Consider the following 25,746-nt stretch of genomic DNA (forward strand, 5'->3'; position numbering starts at 1 on the left):
TTCCTGTCGCTGATGGGTGAACTCGGCAAGCCCGCGTGGACAATCGAAATGGAGCGTATCAGGAAGCTGCAATGGTGGGACAAGGTGAAGACTGTCAAGGGTTTCCCGGCTGATCCTGACGTGTGGCACATGCACCCGATTGGGCTGGTGGGAAATTTCTTTAAATCGGGAAGCAGCCTTGATGAATTGATTCGAAAGATCGGGGATATTATCTCCGGCGGTGAAGGTGGATATGAATCATATAACACTGGAACAAACGGGCCTCATGGCGCAGTAGGTCATTCATATATGACAAGACCGAAGGGGACTGTTACTGGAAAAACAATAAATGAAATTCTTGCAACGGAGCATCTCTCTTATACAGATCCCGCGAGATTTTATACAACAGGCAAATATCAAACAATCATCCCGACTCTCCGGGAGGGAATGATCAAGCTGGGCTTAACCGGAGACGAGAAATATGACGAGGACATGCAAGAACGGATGTTTAGCGATTTCTTAATTGCTCATGCTGGCAAAGGTGTTTTGGCCAAGTTCATTAAGCAAGGCGTCGGAACGATAGATGATGCTCAATATGCGGCATCCAAAGAGTGGGCGTCTATTGCCGCCCCTGTTAACTGTCATATAAAGGATGGAAGAGTCTCGGACGGGACACTCTCCTATTACGAAGGGGCAAATAATCACGCATTTATGCCGTCCACAAATAAACTCCGGGATATTCTTGTTGAAATCTCACAATCACGTTGACATAGAATGAAGAAAATCACTCGCCTATTCTTTCTGATTGTTGTATATGGTATTGGCGCTGTAACGTGCCACGCCAAGTCATTGACAAATACGATCAATCATCCATTCGATCACGTTGAAATCGCTTATTCTCATAATTACGAGTGCTCTTTTATGTATTCGCCCATTGATTTTTGTGACGAGAGGCATGTATCAGAAATCAAAGGCGCGATTGCCAATCAGGTTGCAAATTTTTATGGGCATTACATTCTTCTGAAGATAAAAGAGTGGCGTCCTTCCGAGTACTACGGCGATAGCCTGGTGATCATTGATGCCCAAACTGGAGTTGCCTATCCGATGCCATTTGACTACTACACTGGTTCGGTCAATATGGGAAATTCAAAGAAAATGGGAAAGCCAAGGCTGACTTTCTCTGCGGACAGCAACAAGATATGCATTGATGGTTCAATACTCGTTTATCGAGCTACCACGAACGGGAAATTTTGCTTCGAATTCGAAGGGAATAAATTTTCAGGCTATCAAACCGATTATATGAATTAATGAAGGCCTAAGTATCTGTGCCTAAGGGGACTGTATGTCACGTGAAAAGCCTATTTTCCGGCAGCACGCCATGAATGTCGTGCTGCGGTATGCGGACCCCTGGGCAATGGAGTACGTGGAACCAGCGTTCTCTGGCGACCCTGACACGGCCCTGGAACTGGCCGTTGCACTCAGCAACGACAAGCGCGGCGCGGTGGCCGTGGCAATGTGGGATGCAAAGATACCCCGGCCCGCGTTTCGCATGTACCTGGAGGCGGTCTGGGAACACGACTACGCCAGGCTGATTGGCGCTGCCGGGACGCGCCGCCGCCTGGCGGCAATGTTCCGGTATGCAGCGTTTCCCCTGCCGGACTTCATGGGCGAAACAGTGCACATCTGGCGCGGCACATCCGGCGCGTCGGTGAGCCTGGCGCGAACCGGCTATAGCTGGACACTCGACCACGATATCGCCTGCTGGTTCGCCATGCGCTTTGCCAACCCGGCGAGACAGCCGCTGGTGCTGGCGGCGGACGTGCCGCGAGCGGACATAGTGATATACACGAACGAGCGCGAAGAAGCGGAAGCCGTGCTGATGCGCCCGCCAGCCGCGAGCGTGGACGGCACGCCCGAAGACTGGCAACGCCACTATGAGGCGGTGCAGGCTGCGCGCCGCCATGCAAGCCTTCCTGCGGAATCCCCGTGGTGGTGCCACGAATCAGGATCTCTCCGCCAGCAACCCTTCCGGGGTTGATTGAATTTGTCTACACAGTGCCTACACGGACCCAGAAAGCAAAAAGCCCATCCGGTTAAGGATGGGCTAAGTGCTTGAAACTATTGGTCGGAGCGATAGGATTCGAACCTACGACCCTCTGATCCCAAATCAGATGCGCTACCAGGCTGCGCTACGCTCCGACGAATCAGAGATTGTAACGGCCCCACCTTCCCCCGTCAAACTGCGCCGCCGCGCCTTGCTCCAGCCACCCCGGGCGTGCAAGATGCGGGGATCGGGCAATCGACCTGACCTACGCCGCTCGATCCAGGAGACGCCAATGCACCTCATCCTCTGGCGCCACGCCGAAGCCGAAGACTTTGCTGCCAGCGATCTCGCCCGCCAGCTCACCACGCGCGGGCGCAAGCAGGCGCAGAGCACGGCGAAGTGGCTACGCGCCCGTCTGCCCGACGACACCCTCATCCTCGCGAGCCCCGCTACCCGCACGATCCAGACCGCCGAAGCGCTGACGGACCAGTATCGCGTCGTGCGCGAACTCGCGCCCAACGCGAGCGTCGATGCCGTGCTCGCCGCAGCAGGCTGGCCGCAGGGCGCCGCACCCACGGTCCTCATCGTCGGCCATCAGCCCACACTCGGCGAAGTGGCGGCGCGCCTCCTCTCCAGCGGACAAGATCCGCGTAGCTGGGCGCTGAAAAAGGGCGCCGTGGTCTGGCTCGCCAGCCGCGAGCGCAACGGCGGCGAGCAGGCCGTCCTGCACGCCGCGATCACACCGGACCTGATCTAGTCGGCAGCACCATCACAGCCGCCCGCCCCGCGGGCGCGCCACCCAGGCCCCTGCCGCCCGCTACGACGGCAACAGCCACTTCGGTTGCCCAGGCATTGCCAGGCATCCGGCGCAGTCCCTCCCCACCTACACCCACCTTACGCGCAGTCACCGAATCGTCATTGCACTGCCATGTAACCGTAACCGCGCCTTACTACATTTGCCGGAAAAGTTCCGTTACCTCTCGACCAGGACGCCCCATGCGAGATCTGCCGACGCCCATCCTGCCGCTCGCCCCGACGTTGTTCGAGACGAACCGCCGCCTGCCGCGCGCCGAAGAGACGGTCACCGCGCAGCATCGCCTGCAGGTGGCCTGGGCTCGCAGCGACGAAGAGCTGCGCGAAGCCCAGCGCCTGCGCTACCGTGTGTTCGCCGAGGAAATGGGCGCACGTCTCACGGGCCCGGCCGGCCTCGATGTCGACGCATTCGACCACTACTGCGATCACCTGCTCGTGCGCGATCTCGACACGCTCAAGGTCGTCGGCACCTACCGCGTGCTGCCGCCGCACGAAGCCACGCGCGTCGGCCGCCTCTACGCCGAGAGCGAATTCGACATCTCGCGTCTGGCTCATCTGCGCCCGAAGATGGTCGAAGTGGGTCGCTCCTGTGTGCACCCCGACTACCGCAGCGGCGGCGTCATCATGTCGCTGTGGGGCGGGCTTGGCGCCTATATGACGCACAACGGCTACGAAACGATGCTCGGCTGCGCGAGCGTCTCGATGGCCGACGGCGGCCACTACGCCGCCAACCTCTACGCCTCGCTCGGCGCGAATGCGCTGACGGCGCCCGAATATCGCGCGTTCCCCCATACGCCGCTGCCGGTCGAGGAACTGCGCACAGGCGCTCCGGCCGTGCCGCCGCCGCTCGTCAAGGGCTATCTGCGCCTCGGCGCGAAGATCTGCGGCGCGCCCGCCTGGGATCCCGACTTCAACTGCGCCGACTTCCTTACGCTCTTCCGTCTTTCGGAAATCAACGAACGCTACGCGCGCCACTTCCTCGGCGAGACAGCCGGGCACTAGGCGCAAACGCTGCCGCGCACGCGGCAGTGCAGGAAGCAGAAATACAATGCCCGGCTCGCAGGCCGGGCGTCTCATTGCAGATACCGCGAAAACGATCAGTCCTCCGTATAAACCACGCGATACGGCATGCCGATCTTGCCCCACTCCGCCGCTTCCTGCACGAGGTTGTAATCGGTGAGCGGATTGTTCTGGACCCACGCGTTGGGCAGGCGCACTTCATAGCCGCTGCCGTCCTGCGCGACCGCGATCTCGGGCAACCCGACGTCGGCGCGCCGGCGGCACAGCAGCGTCGCGAGACGCAGGCAAAACAGCAGCGGCCATTGCACGTCGCGCGTCTGCGAAAGCTTGCCGAGCTTGCCGACGTGACCGAGCACGAGTGCCGCGAGCCGCGCCTGGTCGGTGCGCGAGAAACCCGGCATGTCGGCGTTGCTGGCGATATAGGCCGAGTGCTTGTGGTACGCGCTGTGCGAAATCGAGAGGCCGATCTCGTGCAGCGACGCGGCCCAGCCGAGGAACATGCGGCTTTCCTCCAGGCGCTCCTCGTCGGACTCGCCAAGCTGGTCGTAGAAGCGTATGGCCAGTTCGCCGATACGCCCCGCCTGCGCGCGATCGACGCCATAGCGGCGCATGAAGCCCTCCACCGTGACCGTGCGCATGTCCTCGTGCTGCGAACGCCCGAGCAGGTCGTAGAGAACGCCAAGGCGCAGTGCGGCGTCGGTGGTATCGGCATAGTCGATGCCGAGCTCCTCGAACACGGCGATCATGATCGAGAGGCCGCCCGCCAGCACCGGAATGCGGTCGGGCTTGAGCGCGACAAGCTTCAGGCGGTTGACATTCTCGGCCTTGATGAGCGCGCGCTTGAGCCGCTCGAGGCCGCCGCGCGTGATGCCGTGCGTGATGCCCGGGTCGTTGAAGCCGTTTGCCTCGACGAGTTCGGCGAGCGCGCGCGCGGTGCCCGAAGAACCGATCGCCTGTTCCCAGCCGGTCTTGCGGTAGTCGCCGGAGATGATCTGGATTTCGCGCGTGGCCGCGAGTTCGGCCTGGCGCATCGTGTATTCGTCGACGTTGCCCGACGGGAAGAACTGGCGGCTGTGACTCACGCAGCCGATATAGAGGCTCTCCATGCGGATAGGCGTGTAGTGCGCGCCGATGATGAACTCGGTGGACCCCCCGCCGATATCGACCACGAGCCGCTTGCCCGCGCTCGCCGGCACCGAATGCGCGGCGCCTGCGTAAATGAGGCGCGCTTCTTCGCGCCCCGCGATCACTTCGATCGGGAAGCCGAGCGCGCTTTCGGCCTCGACAAGAAACTCGCGCGAGTTCTTGGCGACGCGCAGCGTGTTGGTCGCGACCGCGCGCACGTGATCGGGATGAAAGTCGCGCAGACGTTCGCCGAAGCGCTTGAGAGCGTCCCAGCCGCGCACCTGCGAGGCGCGGTCGAGCATCTTGTCCCTGGAGAGGCCGGCGGCAAGGCGCACCGGCTCGCGCAGGGCGTCGACGGGGTAGATCTGGCTGCCGGCTTCGGTCTCTTCGACCCGACCAACGATCAGACGAAAACTGTTGGAACCAAGATCAACGGCGGCAAGCAGTTGCGGGTTGGTGACCATCGAGGGGGCGGGCTCCATGCGTGCGAGCGCGGCCATTCGGGCAGCGGCCGCGCTGTTCAAATGTGTCATTTTAAGCGTACCCGCTTTCACAATGTCGCTCCTCATGCCAGCAAGGATGAACTAGTGAGCATGAACCACTGTGCATCATTACCATCCGGGTTGTCTTTTTCGTGAAAATGCAGCGTAAAATTTATGACACTGCGAATGTCACGATAAAGTCACCAAACTGTGCGAATTTCCGAGCGTCTGTTCGAATCCAAACCTGACATTCAGTTTTCATTGCCGATGTCCATCCGCTACCCCTTACTCAATCGCGAGCTGGGCATTCTGGGATTCAACGAGCGCGTGCTCGCGCAAGCGGCCGACCCCGCGGTCCCCCTGCTCGAACGCCTGCGCTTCATCTGTATCACCAGCAGCAATCTCGACGAATTCTTCGAAGTCCGTATGGCCGGGCTTCAGGAGCAAATGCGCGACAACCCGGGCGCGCTTTCTCCCGACGGTATGTCCCTGCAGCACGTGTACGACCTCGTGGTCGAGCGCGCGCAGCGGCTCGTGCACCGCCAGTACAGCATGCTGCACGATACCGTGTTGCCGGCCCTCGAGCAGGAAGGCATCTACTTTCACGGCACCGACGCCTGGAACGAAGCGCAGACCGAGTGGGCGCGCCGCATCTTCCTCGACGAATTGCTGCCCGTGCTCACGCCGATCGGGCTCGACCCCGCGCACCCGTTCCCGCGCGTGCTCAACAAGAGCCTGAACTTCGTCGTCGAGCTCGAAGGCAAGGACGCCTTCGGCCGCCAGGCCGTCATGGGCATCGTACAGGCGCCGCGCGCGCTGCCGCGCCTCGTGCGCATGCCGCAGGAACTCTCGGGCTTCCAGCATGGCTTCGTGCTGCTCGGCTCGCTGCTGCAGCGCTTCATCGGCGAGCTGTTCCCGGGGCTCGTCGTGCGCAGCTGCAACCAGTTCCGCATCACGCGCAACAGCGAGCTCTTCGTCGACGAAGACGAAATCACGAATCTGCGCGTTGCGCTGCAGGGCGAACTGCCCGCGCGGCACCTGGGCAACGCGGTGCGCCTCGAAGTGTCGGCCGACACGCCGGTGCAGCTCGTGAAGCGTCTGCTCGACGAAAGCGGCCTCACCGAAAAGGACTGCTATTACGTCGACGGCCCCGTGAATCTCGTGCGTCTCATGCAGTTGCCCGAGATGGTGGACCGCCCCGACCTCAAGTTCGTGCCGCACGTACCGGCGATTCCGAAACGCATCGCCGCGAACAGCAATCTGTTCGACGTGATCGACCAGGGCGACGTGCTGCTGCATCATCCGTACGAAAGCTTCCAGCCCGTGCTGGAGCTGCTGCTGCAGGCCGCGAACGATCCGAACGTGGTCGCGATCAAGCAGACCATCTACCGCACCGGCACCGATTCCCCGCTGATGGACGCGCTCATGCAGGCCGCGCGCAACGGCAAGGAAGTGACGGTGGTGGTGGAGCTGCTCGCGCGCTTCGACGAGGAAACCAACATCAATTGGGCCTCGCAGCTCGAAGCCGTGGGCGCGCACGTGGTCTACGGCGTGGTGGGCCACAAGTGCCACGCAAAAATGATGCTGATCGTGCGCCGCGTGGCCCAGAACGGCCGCATGGTGCTGCGCCGCTACGTGCACCTCGGCACGGGCAATTATCACCCGCGCACGGCACGCCTCTATACGGACTTCGGTCTCCTGACTTCCCAGCCGAAGATCTGCGAGGACGTGCATCACGTGTTCCAGCAGTTGACCGGTATCGGCGGCGAACTGCCGCTGCACGAGCTGTGGCAGTCGCCGTTCACGCTGCACCCGAAGCTGATCGAGGCCATACGCGCCGAGGCCCACGCGGCGCGCGCCGGCAAGAAGGCGCGCATTGTCGCGAAGATGAACGCGCTGCTCGAACCTTCCGTGATCGACGAGCTTTACGAGGCCTCGCAGGCCGGCGTGAAGATCGATCTGATCGTGCGCGGCGTCTGTTCGCTGAAACCCGGCGTGCCGGGCCTCTCCGAGAACATCACGGTGCGCTCGATCGTCGGGCGCTTCCTCGAGCATCACCGCATCTACTACTTCTATGCCGGCGGCGCGGAAAACGTCTATCTGTCGAGCGCCGACTGGATGGACCGCAACCTGTTCCGCCGCGTCGAAGTGGCTTTTCCGATCGACGACCGGCGCCTGAAGCGCCGCGTGATCGCCGAAGGCCTGTCGACCTTTCTCGGCGACAACCAGTCGGCGTGGCTCATGCAGAGCGATGGCCACTACCGGCGCCGCCGCGCGGGCAAGTCGGTGCGCAATGCGCAGTTGAACCTGCTCGCGAAGTTCTGCCCGTGACGCCATAACGTTAATGCGCCGCGTCGCTTCATGCGGCGCGCCCCGCAAACAAAAAGGCCGCGCAATTACGCATTGCGCGGCCTTTTTATCGCCCGGACGAAGCACGCCGTAAAGCGCGGCGCCTCAAGCCGGCGTCGGCTGACGCCGCGCCGTGCGCCCGACCGGAAAACGCACCGTAAACGTGCTGCCGCGCCCTTCCTCGCTTTTGACCTCGAGCGCCGCATCGTGGCGCTGCAGCACGTGCTTGACGATCGCAAGGCCCAGCCCCGTGCCGCCCGTGTCGCGCGAGCGGCTGCGGTCTACGCGATAGAAGCGCTCGGTGAGGCGCGGAATGTCCGCGGACGGAATGCCGAGCCCGCTGTCCGTCACCGAAAACACGGCGCTACGGCCCTCCTCGCGCCAGGACAGATGCACCGTGCCGCCTTCCGGCGTATAGCGCACCGCGTTGGTCGCAAGATTGCCGAGCGCGCTCAGCACTTCGGTCTCCGAACCGGTCACGCTGAGACTGTCGTCGAAATCGGCCGTGATGCGATGATGGCCGCTCGACAGGTTCTCCGCGTCCTCGCGCACATGACAGAGCACCGCGCGCATATCGACCATGTGATCGCCGGGCTGCTGCCCTTCGCCTTCGAGCTGCGCGAGCACCAGCAGGTCCGTCACGATGTGGCGCATGCGCGCCGCCTGCTGTTCCATGAGCTCGAGGTAACGCGCCCGCTCGCTCTCCGAAAGCGGCAGCTCGTGCATCGTTTCGAGGAAGCCCGACAGCACGGTGAGCGGCGTCTTCAACTCGTGCGAAACATTCGCGACGAAGTCGCGGCGCATCGCGTCGGTGCGCTCGAGCTCCGTGATGTCCTGCGAGAGCACCAGCTTGCGGTTATCGCCGTAGGGAAACACCTGCACCGAGATCACGTTCTGCCGCTTTGCGCCCATACCGCGCATGATCAGCATGTCTTCGTAGTGGTTCGAGTTCAGGTAACGCACGAAGTCCGGCTGCCGCACGAGGTGCGTGATGTGCTGGCGCAGGTCGCGCTTCGCGTCGAGCCCGAAGTGCACCTCGGAAATGGCATTGCACCACTCGATCTGGTCATGGTCGTCCAGCATCGCGACGCCGTTGGGCGAGGCCTGGATCGCCTGGATGAAACGCGAATGCTGCTGCTCCACCTGGCGCACCTGGGCATGCCAGCGTTTCGCGAGCTTGTGCAGGCGGTAATAGATTTCGCCCCAGACACCGGGAGCGCTGGGGACTTCGCCGTAGACCGGCGCGTCGAGCAGGCGCCACAGGCGCTGCTTGTGAAACGTGCTGAAGAGCATTTGCCCGAGCAGCGCGGCAACAGCCAGCGCAAGCGCGATCTTGACGCCGAATAGCGCACCGATGCCCGTGCACACGAGCGCAAGCAAAGCGATTGAAACGAGGGAGCGCGCCCAGATGATGTTCATGTTCCTGCGGTCTGAAAGAGACAGTCCGATGGGACGCCCGGTCGGGGGCGTCTGGTCGGGACGCCAGGACCGGGGCGCGCTGCGTCGATGCGTGAGCGCACGCAATCGATACATATCCGCGCCGCGGCGTGCGGCGCGGCTAAAACAAGTTGTGCGTCAAGCGCTCTTCGCGAGACGGTAGCCGCTGCCGCGCACCGTTTCGATCATAGCATCGCACCCCGCCGGCTTGAGCGCGGCGCGCAGTCGCTTGATGTGCACGTCCACGGTGCGCTCTTCGACGAACACGTGATCGCCCCACACCTGATCGAGCAGCTGCGTGCGGCTGTGCACGCGCTCGGGGTGCGTCATGAAGAAGTGCAGCAGCCGGAACTCGGTGGGGCCGAGATCGAGCTTGATTTCGCTGCCTTCCGCGTGGGCGGCAACGCGGTGCGTGGCCGGATCGAGCTTCAGGCCGTTGATCGCGACAACGTCCTCGGTAAGCTGCGGCGCGCGGCGGCGCAGGACCGCCTTGATGCGCGCCATCAGCTCTTTCGGCGAGAACGGCTTCGTGACGTAGTCGTCCGCGCCGATTTCGAGGCCGAGCACCTTGTCCTGCTCGTCGCCGCGGGCGGTCAGCATGATGATCGGAATGTGTTTTGTGCGCTCGTTGTTGCGCAGATCGCGCGCGAACGACACGCCCGATTTGCCCGGCAACATCCAGTCGAGCAGGATGAGATCGGGCAGCACGTCGCTGATCAGGTTCTGCGCCTGCTCCGCGTTGTAAGCGCGGATCGGGCAATGCCCCGCGTGCTGCAGGTTCACGGAAATCAGCTCCGAAATCGCGGGCTCATCTTCGATGACGAGAATGCTGCTAGGCATCGGCACCTCTTGACCTTTTATCCAGTTGAATCAGCTCAATGCTTCACGTTCGAGCGCGTCGCGCGACTTGTGCCGCACGTCGGTGCCCTTCACGATGTAAATGATGAACTCCGCGATGTTCTTCGCGTGGTCGCCGATCCGCTCGATCGCCTTGGCGATGAACAGATAGTCGAGCCCCACCGAGATCGTGCGCGGGTCTTCCATCATGTACGTCACGAGCTTGCGCACGAACGCGCGGAATTCCTCGTCGATGGCCTTGTCGTCGCGCACGATCTGCGCGGCGGCCACCGTGTCGAGGCGCGCGAACGCGTCGAGCGCGCGGCGCAGGATCGAGACGGCCATCTCGCCCGAGACCTTGATCTCGGCGATGTTCACGCCGCGCGAGGCGCCGTCTTCGAGCAAACGCTTCGTGCGCTTCGCGATCTTCTCGGCTTCGTCGCCGGCACGCTCGAGGTTCGTGATGGTCTTCGAGATCGCGAGCACGAGGCGCAGGTCGCGTGCAGCCGGCTGGCGGCGCGCGATGATGTTGCTGCACTCCTCGTCGATCTCGACTTCCATCGTGTTGAGGCGGTCTTCCGCGATGATCACGCGCTCCGCGGCCTCGCCGTCGAACTCGTTGAGCGCCTGCATCGCCGTGATGATCTGCGACTCCACGAGGCCGCCCATTTCGAGAACCTTCGACGAAATGAGGTTGAGGTCGGCGTCGAACTGGCTGGACAGATGCTTGTCGGACATGTTTTGCTCCCTCTCCCGGTCAGCCGAAACGGCCCGTGATGTAGTCTTCCGTTTCCTTGCGGACCGGCTTGATGAAGATCTTCTCGGTGTCGCCGAACTCGATCAGTTCACCGAGATACATATATGCAGTGTAGTCCGAACAACGCGCGGCCTGCTGCATGTTATGGGTGACGATCACGACCGTGTAGTCGCTCTTCAGTTCGGCGATCAGCTCTTCGATACGGCCCGTCGAGATCGGGTCGAGCGCCGAGCACGGCTCGTCGAGCAGCAGCACTTCGGGGCGAATCGCAATGCCGCGCGCGATGCACAGGCGCTGCTGCTGGCCGCCCGAGAGGCCGTAGCCGCTCTGGCCCAGCTTATCCTTCACTTCGTTCCAGAGCGCGGCCTTGGTGAGCGCCCATTCGACGCGATCGTCCATTTCCGGGCGCGAGAGCGTCTCGAACATCTTCACGCCGAACGCGATGTTGTCGTAGATCGACATCGGGAACGGGGTCGGCTTCTGGAACACCATGCCGATACGCGCGCGCAGAAGCGAGATGTCCTTGTTGTAGGTCAGCAGGTTCTCGCCGTCCATGAGGATCTCGCCTTCCGCGCGCTGCTCCGGATAGAGCGCATACATCTTGTTGAAGGTGCGCAGCAGCGTGGACTTGCCGCAGCCCGACGGGCCGATGAACGCCGTCACCTTGCCTTCGGGAATCTGCAGGTTGATGTTCTTCAGCGCGTGGTACTTGCCGTAGAAGAAGTTGAGATCCTTCACCTCGATCTTCGGCTTGCCGAGCGTTTGCTCACGCGCACCCTGGGCGGGATCCGCAGGTTCGAAACCTGCTGCCGGCACACCGGTGTGGCCAGCGGTGTTGATGTGACTTTCTGCCATGTTCATCGGATGACTCCGCCCTTACTTTTTCGAAAAGATGCCGCGCGCGAGGATATTCAGCCCCAGCACGCCCAGCGTGATCAGGAAGACACCGGCCCAGGCAAGCGACTGCCACTGTGCAAACGGGCTCATCGCAAACTTGTAGATCGTGACCGGCAGGTTCGCCATCGGCTGATTCATGTTCACGCTGAAGAACTGGTTCGACAGCGCCGTGAAGAGCAGCGGCGCGGTTTCGCCGGCAATGCGCGCGACGGCCAGCAGCACGCCCGTCACGATGCCCGCGACGGAAGCCTTCAGCGTGATCGACATCACCATCTTCCACTTCGGCGTGCCGAGCGCGAAAGCCGCCTCGCGCAGCGCGTTCGGCACGAGCTTGAGCATGTTCTCCGTCGTGCGGATCACGATGGGGATCTGCAGCAGTGCGAGCGAGATCGCGCCCGCCCAGCCGCTGAAATGCCCCATCTTCGCCACGAAGAGCGCGTACACGAACAGGCCCACGACGATCGACGGCGCCGACAGCAGAATGTCGTTGATGAAACGCGTCACGCTGGCGAGCCAGCCCTTCTGGCCGTATTCGGCGAGATAGACGCCCGCGAGAATACCGATCGGCGTGCCGACGAACGTGGCGATCGCGACCAGCAGCAAGCTGCCGACGATCGCATTGGCAAGACCGCCGCCGTCGGTGTTCGGCGGCGGCGTGGACTGCGTGAAGAGCGCCACGGAAAGTCCGCCCACGCCGAGCGAGAGCGTCGTATAGAGAATCCACACGAGCCAGATGATGCCGAACGCCATGGCGGCGAGCGAGCACGTCAGGGCGATCGCGTTGACCACGCGGCGGCGGTGCTGCAGCTTGCCGCGCATCTTGTCCAGTTCGGCGCCGTAGGTGGCGCCGGGAATCAACATCCGCGGCTCGCTCATCGTGCGCCCTCCGCTTTTTCGAGGCGCAGCAGCATGACCTTCGAGATCGCGAGCACGATGAACGTGATCACGAACAGGATCAGGCCCAGCTCCATCAGAGCGGAGGTATGCAGACCCGGTTCCGCCTCGGCGAACTCGTTGGCGAGCGCCGAGGTGATGCTGTTGCCGGGCGAGAAGAGCGACACGTTGTCGAGCAGGTTCGTGTTACCGATCACGAACGTGACGGCCATGGTCTCGCCGAGCGCGCGGCCGAGGCCGAGCATCACGCCACCGATCACGCCGGTCTTCGTGAACGGCAGCACGATCTTCCACATCACTTCCCAGGTCGTGCAGCCGATGCCGTAGGCCGACTCCTTGAGCAGCACGGGCGTGACTTCGAACACGTCGCGCATCACCGAAGCGATGTACGGAATGATCATGATCGCGAGGATCACGCCGGCGCACAGAATGCCGATGCCGATGGGCGCGCCCTGGAACAGGGCCCCGACGAACGGAATGCCGCCGAGCACCTGGCCGATGGGCTTCTCGAACCACTGCGCGAAGATCGGCGCGAACACGAGCAGACCCCACATGCCGTAGACGATCGACGGGATCGCCGCCAGCAGTTCGATGGCGATGCCGAGCGGGCGGCGCAGCCAGGCGGGCGAAAGCTCGGTGAGGAAGAGCGCGATACCGAAGCTCACGGGCACGGCAATGATGAGCGCGATGATCGAGGTAGCGATCGTGCCGTAAATGGGCACGAGCGCGCCGAACTGCTCGCTGGGTGGATCCCAGTCGGCAGTCCAGAGGAATGCGAAGCCGAACTTCTGGATCGTCGGCAGCGAAGCGATGATGAGCGACACGATAATGCCGCCGAGCAGCAGTAACGTGACGATGGCGGCGAGGCGCGCAAGGCCGCCGAAAATGATGTCGCCGGCCGGACTGGGCGCTTTTTGCTGCGCCGCGTTGCCGGACGGATTCGACACGAGCGGGAAGTCGGACATGGTGACCTGTTTCCAGATGCCGTCAGGTGCGAGCCTGGCGGCCGTCATGCAGCTGGGGACTGCAGCCCGTCCGCCTTCCGGCCTTACAACCGGATAACGAACGGCCTCTTTCAAAACGGCCGAACGGGGCTCGCGCGATTTCCGCGTCGGCCCCGTCCGGCATGGCGTTACGCCGCCTTATTCAGCGATCGGCTTGCCGCTCGCGTCCTTGACCTTCGTCTTCCATTGGGACTGGATCTCGTCCACCACCGATTGCGGCAGCGAGATGTAGTCGAGGTCGTTCGCAGCAGCGCCGCCGTTCTTGAACGCCCAGTCGAAGAACTTGAGCGTTTCCTTGCCCTGATCCGGCTTGTCCTGCGCGGTGTGCAGCAGCACGAATGTCGCGCCCACGACCGGCCATGCGTCCTTGCCCGGCTCGTTCGTGAGGATCTGGTAGAACGACTTCTTCCAGTCGGCGCCGGCCGCAGCGGCCTTGAACGTCTCGGTGTCCGGCTGAACGACCGCGCCCGCTTCGTTCTTCATGGCAGTGTAGACCATGTGGTTTTGCTTCGCGTACGCCCACTCGACGTAGCCGATCGCGCCCGGCAGACGCTGCACGAAGGCCGCGACGCCGTCGTTGCCCTTGCCGCCCGTGCCGGTCGGCCAGTTCACCGTCGTGCCTTCGCCGACCTTGCTCTTCCAGTCGGGGTTGACCTTCGAGAGGTAGTTCGTCCAGATGAAGCTCGTGCCCGAACCGTCGGCGCGGCGGACCACGGCGATGTCGAGGTCAGGCAGCTTGACCTTCGGGTTCAGCGCGACGATGGCCGGATCGTTCCACTTCTTGATCTTGCCGAGGTAGATGTCGCCGAGCACCGGGCCCGACAGCGTGATTTCGCCGGCCTTCACGCCCGGCACGTTGATTGCCGGCACGACGCCGCCAACCACCGTGGGAAACTGGAACAGACCATCCTTGGCAAGATCGTCGTCCTTCAGCGGCGCGTCCGAGCCTGCGAAGTCAACGGTCTTGGCGAGGATCTGCTTGATACCGCCCGAGGAGCCGATGCCCTGGTAGTTCACCTTGCCGCCGCCCGACTTTTGATAGGCGTCCGCCCATTTCGTGTAGATCGGTGCTGCAAAGGTGCTGCCCGCGCCGGTGATATCGGCTGCCTGCGCTGCAATCGCGAAGAGCGCGCCAGCAACGCCAGCGAGCGCGGTTTGCATCAATTTCATGAGACCTCCAGTGTGTGAGCGGATGAACGACACCGCGAAGCTTAGGGTCTCTATGTGACAGTACCGTGACGATTCATGAATTGATCGTGACAATACGATTACCGGATGAAAGGCAGGACTTGACTGGAGAAGAGGGTGACTTCAGGGCCGTTGCGGCCCGTACAACAGGCGTTTGAGGACGCCCCGCAAAGGTTTGCAGACTGCGGCGAGAGGACGCGGCGCGGACGGTTTTGGCGAATTTACCTGTCATCGAAAGCGTATTGAAACCTCTCTGGATGCAACTCCAAAGAGGACAAAATCATCGTGCGCGGCGATGCCGCCGCCGCGGCGCACGATGTAGGCGGGATTGCGGCTCAGGCGATGGCGCGCTGGACCGTCTCGGCTATCGCTTCCGCGTGGTGATTGGCGTCGCGTTCCTCGCGCGCTTCGACCATCACGCGCAGCACCGGCTCCGTGCCCGAGGCGCGGATCAGCACGCGGCCGCGGCCCTTGAGCTCGGCCTCGGCATCGGCAATCGACTTCTGGATCGTGGCGTTGCCCTTCCAGTCGGCGCCCTGCGCGATGCGCACGTTGATGAGCCGCTGCGGAAACAGCTGCACGCCATCAAGCATCTCCGCGAGCGTCTGCCCGCTGCGCTTCATCGCGGCCAGCACGAGCAGCGCCGAAACGATGCCGTCGCCTGTCGTATGGCGATCGAGCGACAGAATGTGGCCCGACCCCTCGGCGCCCAGCTGCCAGCCATGCTCGCGCAACTGCTCCAGCACGTAGCGGTCGCCCACGGCGGCGCGCACGAACTTCACGCCAAGGCGCTCGACGGCCTGCTCCACCGACAGGTTCGTCATCAGCGTACCCACCGCGCCCGCCACTTCGCCGTCCGTCGCGATGCGGTCCTTCACGAGCACGTAGAGCAGTTCGTCGCCGTTGAAGAGGCGGCCGTGCGAGTCCACCACCTGCAGGCGGTCGGCGTCGCCGTCCAGCGCGATGCCAAGATCGGCGTGATTCGCGCGCACGGCGCGCACGAGCGCGTCCGGCGCCGTCGCGCCGACGCCGTCGTTGATGTTGAAGCCGTTCGGCGAAACACCGATCGGAATCACATCGGCGCCCAGCTCATGGAACACGTGCGGCGCGATGTCGTAGGCTGCGCCGTTCGCGCAGTCCACGACGAGTTTCAGCCCGCGCAAGCTAAATGCTTGCGGAAAGGTGCTCTTGCAAAACTCGATGTAGCGCCCGCGCGCATCATCGAGACGCCGCGCGCGGCCAAGCTGGGCCGACGGCGCGCAGTCGAGCGGCAACTCCAGCTGCTCCTCGATCTGCGTTTCGACTTCGTCGGGCAGCTTGTTGCCGTCGGCGGAGAAAAACTTGATGCCGTTGTCGTAATAGGGATTGTGCGACGCGCTGATCACGACACCCGCCGCAAGCCGCAGCGCGCGCGTGAGATAGGCAATGCCGGGCGTGGTCATGGGGCCGGCCAGCATCACGTCGATGCCCGCCGCCGAGAGCCCGGCCTCGAGCGACGCCTCCAGCATGTAGCCCGAGATGCGCGTGTCCTTGCCGATCAGCACAGCCGGACGCGGACCCGAAGCCGCTGCCGAGCCGGCGAGCACCTTGCCCGCCGCGTAGCCGAGCCGCAACACGAAATCGGGCGTGATCGGCGCCGAGCCGACCTTGCCGCGTACCCCATCCGTTCCGAAATAACGACGTCCCATCCTTCGATTCCCCTCTTTCTGCACGGCTACTGTTCAGTTCCGCGCTCAGTGTTATACACGGTGGGCCGGACGGCGCGCGGCTTCGTGCATGGCGGCCCATACCTTCAACGCGTCCACGGTCTGTGCGACGTCGTGAACACGAATGATTGCCGCCCCCCGCTCGGCTGCGCACACCGCGGCGGCCAGGCTGGCGGCGACACGTTCGGAAGCGGGACGATTCACGAGCGCACCCAGCATCGACTTGCGCGACATGCCCGCCAGCACCGGATACGGCGCCCGGCCCTCGCCCACGCGTGGCGCCGTATCGGACAAGTGCGCGAGCAGCGCATAGTTGTGCTCGATCACCGCTTTGCCGAAACCGAAGCCCGGATCGACGCTGATACGCGCCTTCGCGACACCCGCCGCCTCCAGCTCGGCCACGCGCGCCGCGAGAAACTCGCGAACTTCGCCCACGACGTCGACATACGCCGGCTCGCCCAGCTGCATCGTCTGCGGTTCGCCCAGCATGTGCATGACGCAGAGGCCGCAATCGCTCGCGCGCACAGCATCGATCGCACCCGGTATCCGGAAACCCCAGATGTCGTTGATCAGGTCGGCGCCGACGGCAAGCGCGTGGCGCATGACTTCCGGCTTGCAGGTGTCGACCGAGAGCGGCACGCTCGCGCTGCGCAGTTGCTCGATGAGCGGAATCACACGCTCGAGCTCCTCGTCGAGCGGCACCGGCGGCGCACCTGGCCGCGTCGATTCGCCGCCGATGTCGATGATGTCGGCGCCGTCGAGCAACATCTGCTCGGCGCGACGCAGCGCCTCGCCACGCTCGATATAGCGGCCACCGTCCGAAAACGAATCTGGCGTCGCGTTCAGAATGCCCATCACGAGCGGTCGCTCGAAGGTCAGCGTGAAACGGCCGCACTTCAGCGGCTCGGGAGCCGGCTCGATCGGGAGATTACCCTGCAAGGACATATTGGGCACGTCAACAAACGTCAGATCGATAACAGCGCTTGCGCCAACCGAAAGCGATGGCAAGAAATGTCGGAAGAAATGTGAAGCGGGCCGATGTGACCCGCACATCGGCCCGCAACTTTACCGGATCCCGCTCAAGCCGGCGCGGTGGCGCTACCGGGCTTGACCTCGCTCGAACTGCCGCCCGACGACGGCGCATCGCCGGCACCCGGCGCGCTCTTGGGCGAGCGCGGCGGACGGCCCGCCATGATGTCGTTGATCTGGTCGGCGTCGATCGTTTCCCACTCCATCAGCGCGGCGGTCATCGCCTCGACCTTGTCGCGGTTCTCGTCCAGGAGACGCTTCGCGAGGTTGTACTGCTCGTCGAGCACGTGGCGGATTTCCGCATCGACCTTCTGCTGCGTCGCCTCCGAAATCGTGCGCGTGAAGCCGCGGCCAAACGGACTGGCGTCGTTCTCGTCGTCCACATAGACCATCGGCCCGAGGGCATCGGTCATGCCGAAGCGCGCAACCATTGCGCGGGCCGTCTGCGTTGCCTTGTTGAAGTCGTCCGATGCGCCCGTGCTGAGGAGATTCAGGAACAACTCTTCCGCCACGCGGCCACCGAACAGGATTGCCAGGCGATCGAGCAGATAGTCCTTCGAATACGTTTCGTTGTCGTGCTCCGGCAACTGCCACGTCACGCCCAGCGCACGGCCGCGCGGGATGATCGTGACCTTGTGCACCGGATCGGCCTTCGGCAGCAGCTTCGCGATCACCGCGTGGCCCGACTCGTGGTAGGCCGTCGCGCGCTTAGCTTCTTCGCGGATCACGGCCGACTTGCGCTCCGGACCCATGAAGATCTTGTCCTTGGCATCTTCGAAGTCCTGCATTTCGACGATGCGCTTGCCGCGGCGGGCCGCGAAGAGCGCGGCCTCGTTCACGAGGTTCGCGAGGTCCGCGCCCGAGAAGCCCGGCGTGCCGCGCGCGATCACGGCCGCGTCCACGTCGTTGGCGATCGGCACCTTGCGCAGGTGCACCTTCATGATGTGCTCGCGGCCACGGATGTCAGGCAGACCCACATAGACCTGACGGTCGAAACGGCCCGGACGCAGCAGCGCCTTGTCGAGCACGTCGGAACGGTTGGTTGCCGCGATCACGATGACGCCCGAGTTCGCCTCGAAGCCGTCCATTTCGACGAGCATCTGGTTCAGCGTCTGCTCGCGCTCGTCGTTGCCGCCGCCCATGCCGGCGCCGCGATGACGGCCGACCGCGTCGATTTCGTCGATGAACACGATGCAGGGCGCATGCTTCTTGGCCTGCTCGAACATGTCGCGCACGCGGGCCGCACCCACGCCGACAAACATTTCCACGAAGTCCGAACCCGAGATGCTGAAGAATGGCACCTTCGCCTCGCCGGCAATGGCGCGCGCGAGCAGCGTCTTACCGGTGCCCGGAGGGCCGACCAGCAGCACGCCGCGCGGAATGCGGCCACCGAGCTTCTGGAATTTCTGCGGATCGCGCAGGAAGTCGACGAGTTCGGACACTTCTTCCTTGGCTTCGTCGCAGCCCGCGACGTCGGAGAAGTTGACCGCGTTGTTGTTCTCGTCGATCAGTCTTGCGCGGGATTTGCCGAAGGAGAACGCCCCGCCTTTGCCGCCCCCCTGCATCTGTCTCATCATGTAGAACCAGAACACGATGATGAGGATCGTCGGCCCAAGGTAGTACAGCGCGGAGACCAGCGCGTTCGGCTCTTCGTCGGCCTTGCCGCTCACCTGCACGCCGTATTTCATCAGGTCGCCGACCATCCAGATGTCACCCGGGGAGACGATCTGGTATTTCTGGCCATCAGCCGGAGTGACCGTGAGGTTCCGCCCCTGCACCACGACGCTCTTGACCTTGCCGTTCTTCGCGTCGTCCATGAACTGCGAATAGGAAACGCCTTCCTGGACACGGGGCTTGTCGAACTGCTTGAACACCGTAAACAGCACCAGTGCGATCACCAGCCACACTGCTGCCTTGGAAAACATGTTGTTGTTCAAAGCACCACTCCTTCACTCATTGACGGGCGCCTACATTTGCCTTGCGACACCACCAAAGCATTCTAATCCACTACGCCAGGCCCCGCCATAACGATTCACTAACGCGGGAATAGCCTCAGAGCCTTGTCCAGCGAGCCTTCCGGCCGCGTTTGCAGCCACCGGGGACACGTAGCGGACGAGCCTCGCGCACGGGAGAATGCCCCCTTCTCAACGGGGCCGCTTCAGCTGTTTACCCAATATAAACGTTTCGGCCGATTTATCCCGCGAAGCTTTCGGTTTGCGGGCGGCCACGATCTTGAACTGATGCTTGAATTTCTCGACGATCTGGCTATAGCCGCTGCCGTGAAAACATTTTACTAAAAGGGCACCATCCGGCTTCAAATGATTCTGCGAGAACTCGAGCGCAAGATCGCAGACATGCTCGATGCGCGCAGCGTCGGCCGATGCCACCCCCGAGAGATTGGGCGCCATGTCCGAAATTACAAGATCAACCGGGCGTCCGCCCACGCGTTCCTCGAGTTGCGCGAGCACCTCGTCTTCGCGGAAGTCGCCCTGAATGAAGTCGACGTCGGCAACCGGCTCCATCGGCAGCAGGTCGAGTGCGATGATCGTGCCGTCGATGCCGCCCTGGCGCTGCTCGTCGCGCTTGGTGCCCAAGGCGAGCTTGTTGCGCGCGTACTGGCTCCAGCTGCCCGGCGCCGCGCCGAGATCCACGATCACCATGCCGGGGCGGATCAGCTTGTCCTGCTCGTCGATTTCCTTGAGCTTGTAGGCAGCGCGGGCACGATAGCCCTCCCGTTGCGCCATTTTCACGTACGGGTCGTTGATGTGGTCGTGCAGCCACGACTGGTTGAAGCGGTTCTTTGCCATTAAAAATGAACTCTTGCTGCGTGATTGCGCGCTTTTAGCGGATAATACGCGTTTTATTCGTGCGGCCGCCGCGGCCCGTCCGGCAGAGGTCACGCCGGCTTTCGCCCGCGCCTGGCCGTTCCCACGGTTTTTCCGTAGTTCCGATGCGCTGTCCGCCGGGCGAGCCGCTCATGCTGCATGCATGTCGCTGATTGCCGCCCGCCGGGGCCGTCATTTTAGTCGAGTCTGCCAGATCCCATGCCCGCCCTCTCTCTTTCTGCCGAACAGCGCGCCGAACTGCGCTCCGCGGCTCATGCGCTCAAACCGGTTGTGCTCATCGGCGCGGAAGGGTTGACCGACGCCGTCCTCAAGGAAATCAAGGTTCACCTCGCCGCGCACCAGCTCATCAAGATCCGCGTGTTCGGGGACGAGCGCGAAGAGCGCATCGCAGTCTATGAAGAGATCTGCGACCGGTTGAGCGCCGCCCCCATCCAGCATATCGGCAAGCTGCTCGTGATCTGGAAGCCCGAGGAAGCCGCCCCCAAGACCACGACGGCCCGTGCCGGCGCACGCGGCACCGTCAAGCGCCCGGCCGGCGACGTGCCGAGCGCGGGCGATGCGCGCCGCGGCGCCGCGCCCCGCGTGGTCAAGGTCGTCAAGCCGGCCGACAATCCCATGCGCAAGCCGAAAGCGCAAAAGGTCGTGGTCAAGGGCAACGAGCGTGTCACGCAAGGCGGCAACATCAAGCGCGCGAAGAAGCGCCAGACCAGCAGCAAGCGCGCCCACCAAGGATCGAAGTAAGTCGCGAAGCCAGGTGACCAGCTATCTACGCGCCGCCCGGCCTTGCCGGCGGCGCGTTGTCGTTTCCGAGGGGACGAAAAGCGTGCGCTGCCCACCGCGCGAACGCAATTCAGCGTGAATGGCCCTGCGGCACAACGCCGCGCACTGACGGCAGGAGCCATACCAGCACGATACCCAGCAGGCTCTCGACCAGATAGAAGAGGCTCGAGACGCCGTGCAGCATGCCGAAGCGGCTCGCGTAAGGCGAGTTCGCAATGTCCATGCCGGCGTTCATCGCCTCGACGCGCAGCGCGTTCATGAACGGCTGCAGCGCGAAATAGCCCACCAGCACACACATGAGCATCCCCACCAGCAGCCAGCGCAACCGCCGGTACTGCAAGGCGCCGCGCCGCGCGAGCAGGTTCGAGAGCACGAGCATCAGCACGCCGCACACCGCGCCCAGCCACCCTTCAATGCGAAAAAGCTGGGCCGCGACCGTGCCGGCCGTCATGCGCTCAAGCAACGCGAACAGCACAGGCGCGACGGCATAGCCGATGGTCAGCTGGCTGCCCACCCACAACATGGCGAGGAGCCCGAACAGGCGGTGCGGAGCCGGGGAAACGGTTGTCACGTTCGCGCGCCCGTCAGACGTAACGAACCTCGATGACTTCGTACTCGCGCACGCCGCTCGGTGCCTGCACCGCGGCGACGTCGCCTTCCGACTTGCCGATCAGCGCACGCGCGATAGGCGAGCTCACGGAGATGAGGCCATGCTCGAGGTCTGCTTCGTCGTCGCCGACGATCTGATAAGTGACCGACTTGCCCGACTCGAGGTCTTCGAGATCGACCGTCGAGCCGAACACGATGCGGCCGTCCGCTTCGAGCGTAGCCGGATCGATGACTTGCGCCGCCGCCAGCTTCGACTCGATTTCGGAGATGCGGCCTTCGATGAAGCCCTGCTTCTCCTTTGCCGCGTCGTACTCCGCGTTTTCGGACAGGTCGCCCTGTGCGCGCGCTTCGGCGATGGAATTGATGACCGCCGGGCGCTCGACGGATTTCAGGCGCTGGAGTTCTTCGCGAAGTTGGTCCGCGCCGCGCTTGGTCAAGGGAATCGTGCTCATAAACAACTCGTATGGCCGGTCAAGGCCGAAATGAGGCCGCACCACGAGCGCTTGCGCGATCGTTGCGGCCATAAAAAATCACCGCGGTTAAGTGCATCCCGCGAGGGCGGCAGCGCGATCTGGCGCAGCCTGAAAACCCTGTTGGAACACCGCTTAACCGCGGCACATATTCAGCTGGTTTGTCTGCCCGTTCCGTTATTGGACAGACACTCGAAGCCTTAGTTTAGGCGAGCGTGGAGGCCTTGTAAATCATAGACTTCCAGGTTCTTCAGATAGCGCAGACCCTCTACGGCGGCACGCGCACCCGACATCGTAGTGTAGTACGTGACCTTGTTCGCCTGCGCGCTCATGCGAATCGAGCGCGAATCGGCGATCGCGGCGCGCGTTTCGTCGACGGTCGTGAACACGAGTGCGATCTCGCCGTTCTTGATCATGTCGACGATGTGCGGACGGCCGTCCTTCACCTTGTTGACCACCTTCACCGGCACGCCGGCCGCTTCGATGGCAGCAGCCGTGCCGCGCGTCGCGACGAGACCGTAGCCGAGCTCATGCAGCATGCGCGCCACCTCGACCGCCTTCGGCTTGTCCGAGTCCATCACCGTGATGAACACGGTGCCCGACTCCGGCAGGCGCGAACCGGCCGCGAGCTGCGACTTGAAGAGCGCCTCGCCGAAGGTCTTGCCCACGCCCATCACTTCGCCGGTCGAACGCATTTCGGGTCCGAGCACCGGGTCGACGGTCGGGAACTTGATGAACGGGAACACCGCTTCCTTCACGCTGAAGTACGGCGGCTCGACTTCCTTCGTCACGCCTTGCTGGGCAAGCTTCTGGCCCACCATCGCGCGCGCCGCGATCTTCGCGAGCGGCAGGCTGGTGGCCTTCGAAACGTACGGTACGGTACGAGAAGCGCGCGGGTTCACTTCCAGCACGTAAATGACGTCCTTCTTCGAGCCGTCTTGCTGCGGAACCTGCTGGATCGCGAACTGCACGTTCATCAGGCCGACCACGTTCAACGCCTTCGCCATCGCACCGGTTTGACGCTTCAGTTCGGCGACGGTTTCCTTCGAGAGCGAGTACGGCGGCAGCGAGCACGCCGAGTCGCCCGAGTGCACGCCTGCCTGCTCGATGTGCTCCATCACGCCGCCGATAAACACGGCTTCGCCATCGGAGATGCAGTCCACGTCGCATTCGATCGCGTCGTTCAGGAAGCGGTCGAGCAGCACCGGAGAATCGTTGCTCACCTTCACGGCCTCACGCATGTAGCGTTCGAGGTCACGCGGCTCGTGGACGATTTCCATCGCGCGGCCGCCCAGCACGTAAGAAGGACGCACCACGAGCGGGTAGCCGATTTCGTCGGCGAGCTTGAGCGCTTCGTCTTCGGCGCGTGCGGTGCGGTTCGGCGGCTGGCGCAGGCCGAGGTCCTGCAGCAGCTTCTGGAAACGCTCTCGGTCTTCGGCCGCGTCGATCATGTCGGGCGAGGTGCCGACGATGGGCACGCCGTTCGCTTCGAGGTCGAGCGCAAGCTTCAGCGGCGTCTGGCCACCGTACTGCACGATCACGCCAACCGGCTTTTCCAGGTCGACGATTTCGAGCACGTCCTCGAGCGTCACCGGCTCGAAGTACAGACGGTCGGACGTGTCGTAGTCGGTCGAAACGGTCTCCGGATTGCAGTTGACCATGATCGTTTCGTAGCCGTCTTCGCGCATCGCGAGCGCGGCGTGCACGCAGCAGTAGTCGAACTCGATACCCTGGCCGATCCGGTTCGGGCCGCCGCCCAGCACCATGATCTTCTTGTTGTTCGTCGGATTGGCCTCGCACTCTTCCTCATAGGTCGAGTACATGTAGGCCGTTTTCGTGGCGAACTCGGCCGCGCAAGTGTCCACGCGCTTGTAGACCGGGCGCACGTTCAGCTCGATACGGCGCTTGCGCACGTCGGCGGCGTTCGCGCCGAGCAGCTTCGCCAGGCGGCGATCCGAGAAGCCGCTTTGCTTGAGGAAGCGCAGCTCGTCTTTCGCGAGGCTTGCGAGCGTGCGGCCCTTTACAGCCGCTTCCTTCCTGACGATCTCTTCGATCTGCGCGAGGAACCACGGGTCGATCGCGGTTTCTTCAAAGATCTCTTCGCGCGTCATGCCCACGCGGAACGCGTCGCCCACGTACCAGATACGGTCCGGGCCGGCTTCGCCGATCTCGCGGATGATCTCGTCGCGGCTGGCGGTCTTTTCGTCGAGACCGTCGACGCCCACTTCAAGGCCACGCAAGGCCTTCTGGAACGACTCCTGAAACGTGCGGCCAATCGCCATCACCTCGCCCACCGACTTCATCTGTGTGGTGAGGCGCGGGTCGGCTTCGCGGAACTTCTCGAACGCGAAACGCGGAATCTTCGTGACGACGTAGTCGATCGTCGGCTCGAACGAAGCCGGGGTCTGGCCGCCCGTGATTTCGTTCTTGAGCTCATCGAGCGTGTAACCCACGGCCAGCTTCGCCGCGACCTTGGCGATCGGGAAGCCCGTGGCCTTCGAAGCCAAAGCGGATGAGCGCGACACACGCGGGTTCATCTCGATCACGATCATGCGGCCCGTGCGCGGGTCGATCGAGAACTGGACGTTCGAACCGCCCGTATCCACGCCGATTTCGCGCAGCACCGCGAGCGACGCGTCGCGCAGGATCTGGTATTCCTTGTCGGTGAGCGTCTGCGCCGGCGCGACCGTGATCGAGTCGCCGGTGTGAATGCCCATCGGGTCGAGGTTTTCGATCGAGCAAACGATGATGCAGTTGTCCGCCTTGTCGCGGACCACTTCCATCTCGTATTCCTTCCAGCCGAGCAGCGACTCTTCGATCAGCAGTTCGCGCGTGGGCGAGAGGTCGAGACCGCGCTTGCAGATTTCTTCGAATTCCTCACGGTTGTAGGCAATGCCGCCGCCCGAGCCGCCCAGCGTGAACGACGGACGGATCACGACCGGATAGCCGCCCGTGCCGGTGGCCGCGGTAATTTCCGCGTGCACCTTGAGCGCCTCTTCCATCGAGTGCGCGACGCCGGACTTCGCCGAACCGAGACCGATCTTCGTCATCGCGTCCTTGAACTTCTGGCGATCTTCGGCCTTGTCGATGGCTTCCGGCGACGCGCCGATCAGCTCGACGTCGTACTTCGTCAGCACGCCGTGGTGGTGCAGGTCGAGCGCGCAGTTCAGCGCGGTCTGGCCGCCCATCGTCGGCAGGATCGCGTCGGGGCGCTCCTTCTCGATGATGCGCTCCACCACTTCCCACGTGATCGGCTCGATGTAGGTGACGTCGGCCGTGTTCGGGTCGGTCATGATCGTCGCCGGATTGCTGTTGACGAGGATGACCTTGTAGCCCTCTTCACGCAGCGCCTTGCAGGCCTGCGCGCCCGAATAGTCGAACTCGCACGCCTGGCCGATGATGATCGGACCCGCGCCGATGATGAGAATGCTCTTGATGTCTGTCCGCTTGGGCATAACGCTCTCGCTAAATATTTCTGTG

At 63.2% G+C, this 25,746-nt stretch carries 21 protein-coding genes, 1 tRNA gene and 1 pseudogene; 7 read left to right on the forward strand and 16 right to left on the reverse strand.

Annotation, left to right across the window (positions count from 1 at the left end; genetic code table 11):
• The 3 genes and pseudogenes from BAC01S_RS35100 to BAC01S_RS13290 form a co-directional block, all read left to right on the forward strand.
• Positions 1 to 747, forward strand: a pseudogene (locus tag BAC01S_RS35100) (muramidase); the annotation flags it as partial.
• Positions 748 to 753: 6 nt separating this feature from the next.
• Positions 754 to 1,287, forward strand: a complete 534-nt coding sequence (locus BAC01S_RS33825) for a hypothetical protein (protein WP_084168576.1) — start codon at positions 754 to 756, stop codon at positions 1,285 to 1,287.
• A 34-nt stretch (positions 1,288 to 1,321) separates the two neighbouring features.
• The gene (locus tag BAC01S_RS13290) at positions 1,322 to 2,017 is read left to right on the forward strand and encodes a hypothetical protein (RefSeq protein WP_027795205.1); all 696 of its coding nucleotides are present in this window, start codon (positions 1,322 to 1,324) and stop codon (positions 2,015 to 2,017) included.
• Between the two features lie 84 nt (positions 2,018 to 2,101).
• Here BAC01S_RS13290 and BAC01S_RS13295 read toward each other — a convergent pair.
• Positions 2,102 to 2,178: transfer RNA gene (locus BAC01S_RS13295), tRNA-Pro, on the reverse strand.
• A 137-nt stretch (positions 2,179 to 2,315) separates the two neighbouring features.
• Between BAC01S_RS13295 and sixA the strand changes: the two genes are divergently transcribed.
• Both sixA and BAC01S_RS13305 read left to right on the forward strand, forming a co-directional pair.
• Complete coding sequence (gene sixA, locus BAC01S_RS13300; protein WP_027795206.1) at positions 2,316 to 2,780, forward strand: phosphohistidine phosphatase SixA; 465 nt, start codon at positions 2,316 to 2,318, stop codon at positions 2,778 to 2,780.
• Between the two features lie 239 nt (positions 2,781 to 3,019).
• Positions 3,020 to 3,838 (forward strand): GNAT family N-acetyltransferase, encoded by an 819-nt coding sequence (locus BAC01S_RS13305; RefSeq protein ID WP_027795207.1) that lies wholly within the window; start codon positions 3,020 to 3,022, stop codon positions 3,836 to 3,838.
• Positions 3,839 to 3,933: 95 nt separating this feature from the next.
• Here the strand turns inward: BAC01S_RS13305 and ppx are convergent, their stop codons facing one another.
• Positions 3,934 to 5,514, reverse strand: a complete 1,581-nt coding sequence (ppx, locus tag BAC01S_RS13310; RefSeq protein WP_245616589.1) for an exopolyphosphatase — start codon at positions 5,512 to 5,514, stop codon at positions 3,934 to 3,936.
• Positions 5,515 to 5,730: 216 nt separating this feature from the next.
• Between ppx and ppk1 the strand changes: the two genes are divergently transcribed.
• Positions 5,731 to 7,794, forward strand: a complete 2,064-nt coding sequence (gene ppk1, locus BAC01S_RS13315) for a polyphosphate kinase 1 (RefSeq protein WP_027795209.1) — start codon at positions 5,731 to 5,733, stop codon at positions 7,792 to 7,794.
• 123 nt (positions 7,795 to 7,917) lie between these two features.
• Here the strand turns inward: ppk1 and phoR are convergent, their stop codons facing one another.
• From phoR to BAC01S_RS13370, 11 genes are all read right to left on the reverse strand, one after another.
• Positions 7,918 to 9,231, reverse strand: coding sequence for a phosphate regulon sensor histidine kinase PhoR (phoR, locus tag BAC01S_RS13320; protein ID WP_027795210.1), 1,314 nt, complete (start codon positions 9,229 to 9,231; stop codon positions 7,918 to 7,920).
• A gap of 156 nt (positions 9,232 to 9,387) precedes the next feature.
• On the reverse strand, positions 9,388 to 10,089 hold the full coding sequence (gene phoB, locus BAC01S_RS13325) for a phosphate regulon transcriptional regulator PhoB (RefSeq protein WP_027795211.1): 702 nt from the start codon (positions 10,087 to 10,089) through the stop codon (positions 9,388 to 9,390).
• Between the two features lie 30 nt (positions 10,090 to 10,119).
• The gene (gene phoU / locus BAC01S_RS13330; protein WP_027795212.1) at positions 10,120 to 10,824 is read right to left on the reverse strand and encodes a phosphate signaling complex protein PhoU; all 705 of its coding nucleotides are present in this window, start codon (positions 10,822 to 10,824) and stop codon (positions 10,120 to 10,122) included.
• A 19-nt stretch (positions 10,825 to 10,843) separates the two neighbouring features.
• Positions 10,844 to 11,704, reverse strand: a complete 861-nt coding sequence (gene pstB, locus BAC01S_RS13335; RefSeq protein ID WP_027795213.1) for a phosphate ABC transporter ATP-binding protein PstB — start codon at positions 11,702 to 11,704, stop codon at positions 10,844 to 10,846.
• 15 nt (positions 11,705 to 11,719) lie between these two features.
• Complete coding sequence (gene pstA, locus BAC01S_RS13340) at positions 11,720 to 12,616, reverse strand: phosphate ABC transporter permease PstA (protein ID WP_027795214.1); 897 nt, start codon at positions 12,614 to 12,616, stop codon at positions 11,720 to 11,722.
• Positions 12,613 to 13,599: a phosphate ABC transporter permease PstC gene (gene pstC, locus BAC01S_RS13345; RefSeq protein ID WP_027795215.1), complete on the reverse strand. Its 987-nt coding sequence runs from the start codon at positions 13,597 to 13,599 to the stop codon at positions 12,613 to 12,615. The genes pstA and pstC overlap by 4 nt, the downstream gene beginning before the upstream one ends.
• 177 nt (positions 13,600 to 13,776) lie before the next feature.
• Entirely contained in the window at positions 13,777 to 14,808 is a 1,032-nt protein-coding gene (gene pstS, locus BAC01S_RS13350; protein WP_027795216.1) for a phosphate ABC transporter substrate-binding protein PstS, read from the reverse strand.
• A 353-nt stretch (positions 14,809 to 15,161) separates the two neighbouring features.
• A complete protein-coding gene (gene glmM, locus BAC01S_RS13355) occupies positions 15,162 to 16,514 on the reverse strand; it encodes a phosphoglucosamine mutase (protein ID WP_027795217.1) in 1,353 nt (450 codons plus the stop codon).
• 51 nt (positions 16,515 to 16,565) lie between these two features.
• The gene (gene folP / locus BAC01S_RS13360) at positions 16,566 to 17,477 is read right to left on the reverse strand and encodes a dihydropteroate synthase (RefSeq protein WP_027795218.1); all 912 of its coding nucleotides are present in this window, start codon (positions 17,475 to 17,477) and stop codon (positions 16,566 to 16,568) included.
• A 134-nt stretch (positions 17,478 to 17,611) separates the two neighbouring features.
• A complete protein-coding gene (gene ftsH, locus BAC01S_RS13365; protein ID WP_027795219.1) occupies positions 17,612 to 19,498 on the reverse strand; it encodes an ATP-dependent zinc metalloprotease FtsH in 1,887 nt (628 codons plus the stop codon).
• Between the two features lie 207 nt (positions 19,499 to 19,705).
• Positions 19,706 to 20,368, reverse strand: a complete 663-nt coding sequence (locus BAC01S_RS13370; protein ID WP_027795220.1) for an RlmE family RNA methyltransferase — start codon at positions 20,366 to 20,368, stop codon at positions 19,706 to 19,708.
• 237 nt (positions 20,369 to 20,605) lie between these two features.
• On the opposite strand from BAC01S_RS13370, the gene BAC01S_RS13375 reads away from it, so the two are divergent.
• Positions 20,606 to 21,148 carry a YhbY family RNA-binding protein gene (locus BAC01S_RS13375; RefSeq protein WP_027795221.1) on the forward strand — a complete coding sequence of 181 codons (543 nt, stop codon included), beginning with the start codon at positions 20,606 to 20,608 and terminating at the stop codon, positions 21,146 to 21,148.
• A 109-nt stretch (positions 21,149 to 21,257) separates the two neighbouring features.
• On the opposite strand, the gene BAC01S_RS13380 is transcribed toward BAC01S_RS13375, so the two are convergent.
• From BAC01S_RS13380 to carB, 3 genes are all read right to left on the reverse strand, one after another.
• Entirely contained in the window at positions 21,258 to 21,710 is a 453-nt protein-coding gene (locus BAC01S_RS13380; RefSeq protein WP_043202188.1) for a DUF4149 domain-containing protein, read from the reverse strand.
• A gap of 61 nt (positions 21,711 to 21,771) precedes the next feature.
• Positions 21,772 to 22,248 (reverse strand): transcription elongation factor GreA, encoded by a 477-nt coding sequence (gene greA, locus BAC01S_RS13385; RefSeq protein WP_027795223.1) that lies wholly within the window; start codon positions 22,246 to 22,248, stop codon positions 21,772 to 21,774.
• Positions 22,249 to 22,466: 218 nt separating this feature from the next.
• Positions 22,467 to 25,721: a carbamoyl-phosphate synthase large subunit gene (gene carB / locus BAC01S_RS13390; protein ID WP_027795224.1), complete on the reverse strand. Its 3,255-nt coding sequence runs from the start codon at positions 25,719 to 25,721 to the stop codon at positions 22,467 to 22,469.
• Positions 25,722 to 25,746: the final 25 nt, after the last annotated feature.

It is taken from the genome of Paraburkholderia acidipaludis NBRC 101816, assembly GCF_000684975.1.
Classification (GTDB): Bacteria; Pseudomonadota; Gammaproteobacteria; order Burkholderiales; family Burkholderiaceae; genus Paraburkholderia; species Paraburkholderia acidipaludis.

Excerpts from the sequence above, each read along its gene's own strand:
- BAC01S_RS33825 (WP_084168576.1), top strand. The coding sequence starts at position 754 with ATGAAGAAAATCACTCGCCTATTCTTTCTGATTGTTGTATATGGTATT.
- BAC01S_RS13290 (WP_027795205.1), top strand. The coding sequence starts at position 1,322 with ATGTCACGTGAAAAGCCTATTTTCCGGCAGCACGCCATGAATGTCGTG.
- sixA (WP_027795206.1), top strand. The coding sequence starts at position 2,316 with ATGCACCTCATCCTCTGGCGCCACGCCGAAGCCGAAGACTTTGCTGCC.
- BAC01S_RS13305 (WP_027795207.1), top strand. The coding sequence starts at position 3,020 with ATGCGAGATCTGCCGACGCCCATCCTGCCGCTCGCCCCGACGTTGTTC.
- ppx (WP_245616589.1), bottom strand. The coding sequence starts at position 5,514 with ATGACACATTTGAACAGCGCGGCCGCTGCCCGAATGGCCGCGCTCGCA.
- ppk1 (WP_027795209.1), top strand. The coding sequence starts at position 5,731 with ATGTCCATCCGCTACCCCTTACTCAATCGCGAGCTGGGCATTCTGGGA.
- phoR (WP_027795210.1), bottom strand. The coding sequence starts at position 9,231 with ATGAACATCATCTGGGCGCGCTCCCTCGTTTCAATCGCTTTGCTTGCG.
- phoB (WP_027795211.1), bottom strand. The coding sequence starts at position 10,089 with ATGCCTAGCAGCATTCTCGTCATCGAAGATGAGCCCGCGATTTCGGAG.
- phoU (WP_027795212.1), bottom strand. The coding sequence starts at position 10,824 with ATGTCCGACAAGCATCTGTCCAGCCAGTTCGACGCCGACCTCAACCTC.
- pstB (WP_027795213.1), bottom strand. The coding sequence starts at position 11,704 with ATGAACATGGCAGAAAGTCACATCAACACCGCTGGCCACACCGGTGTG.
- pstA (WP_027795214.1), bottom strand. The coding sequence starts at position 12,616 with ATGAGCGAGCCGCGGATGTTGATTCCCGGCGCCACCTACGGCGCCGAA.
- pstC (WP_027795215.1), bottom strand. The coding sequence starts at position 13,599 with ATGTCCGACTTCCCGCTCGTGTCGAATCCGTCCGGCAACGCGGCGCAG.
- pstS (WP_027795216.1), bottom strand. The coding sequence starts at position 14,808 with ATGAAATTGATGCAAACCGCGCTCGCTGGCGTTGCTGGCGCGCTCTTC.
- glmM (WP_027795217.1), bottom strand. The coding sequence starts at position 16,514 with ATGGGACGTCGTTATTTCGGAACGGATGGGGTACGCGGCAAGGTCGGC.
- folP (WP_027795218.1), bottom strand. The coding sequence starts at position 17,477 with ATGTCCTTGCAGGGTAATCTCCCGATCGAGCCGGCTCCCGAGCCGCTG.
- BAC01S_RS13370 (WP_027795220.1), bottom strand. The coding sequence starts at position 20,368 with ATGGCAAAGAACCGCTTCAACCAGTCGTGGCTGCACGACCACATCAAC.
- BAC01S_RS13375 (WP_027795221.1), top strand. The coding sequence starts at position 20,606 with ATGCCCGCCCTCTCTCTTTCTGCCGAACAGCGCGCCGAACTGCGCTCC.
- BAC01S_RS13380 (WP_043202188.1), bottom strand. The coding sequence starts at position 21,710 with ATGTTGTGGGTGGGCAGCCAGCTGACCATCGGCTATGCCGTCGCGCCT.
- greA (WP_027795223.1), bottom strand. The coding sequence starts at position 22,248 with ATGAGCACGATTCCCTTGACCAAGCGCGGCGCGGACCAACTTCGCGAA.
- carB (WP_027795224.1), bottom strand. The coding sequence starts at position 25,721 with ATGCCCAAGCGGACAGACATCAAGAGCATTCTCATCATCGGCGCGGGT.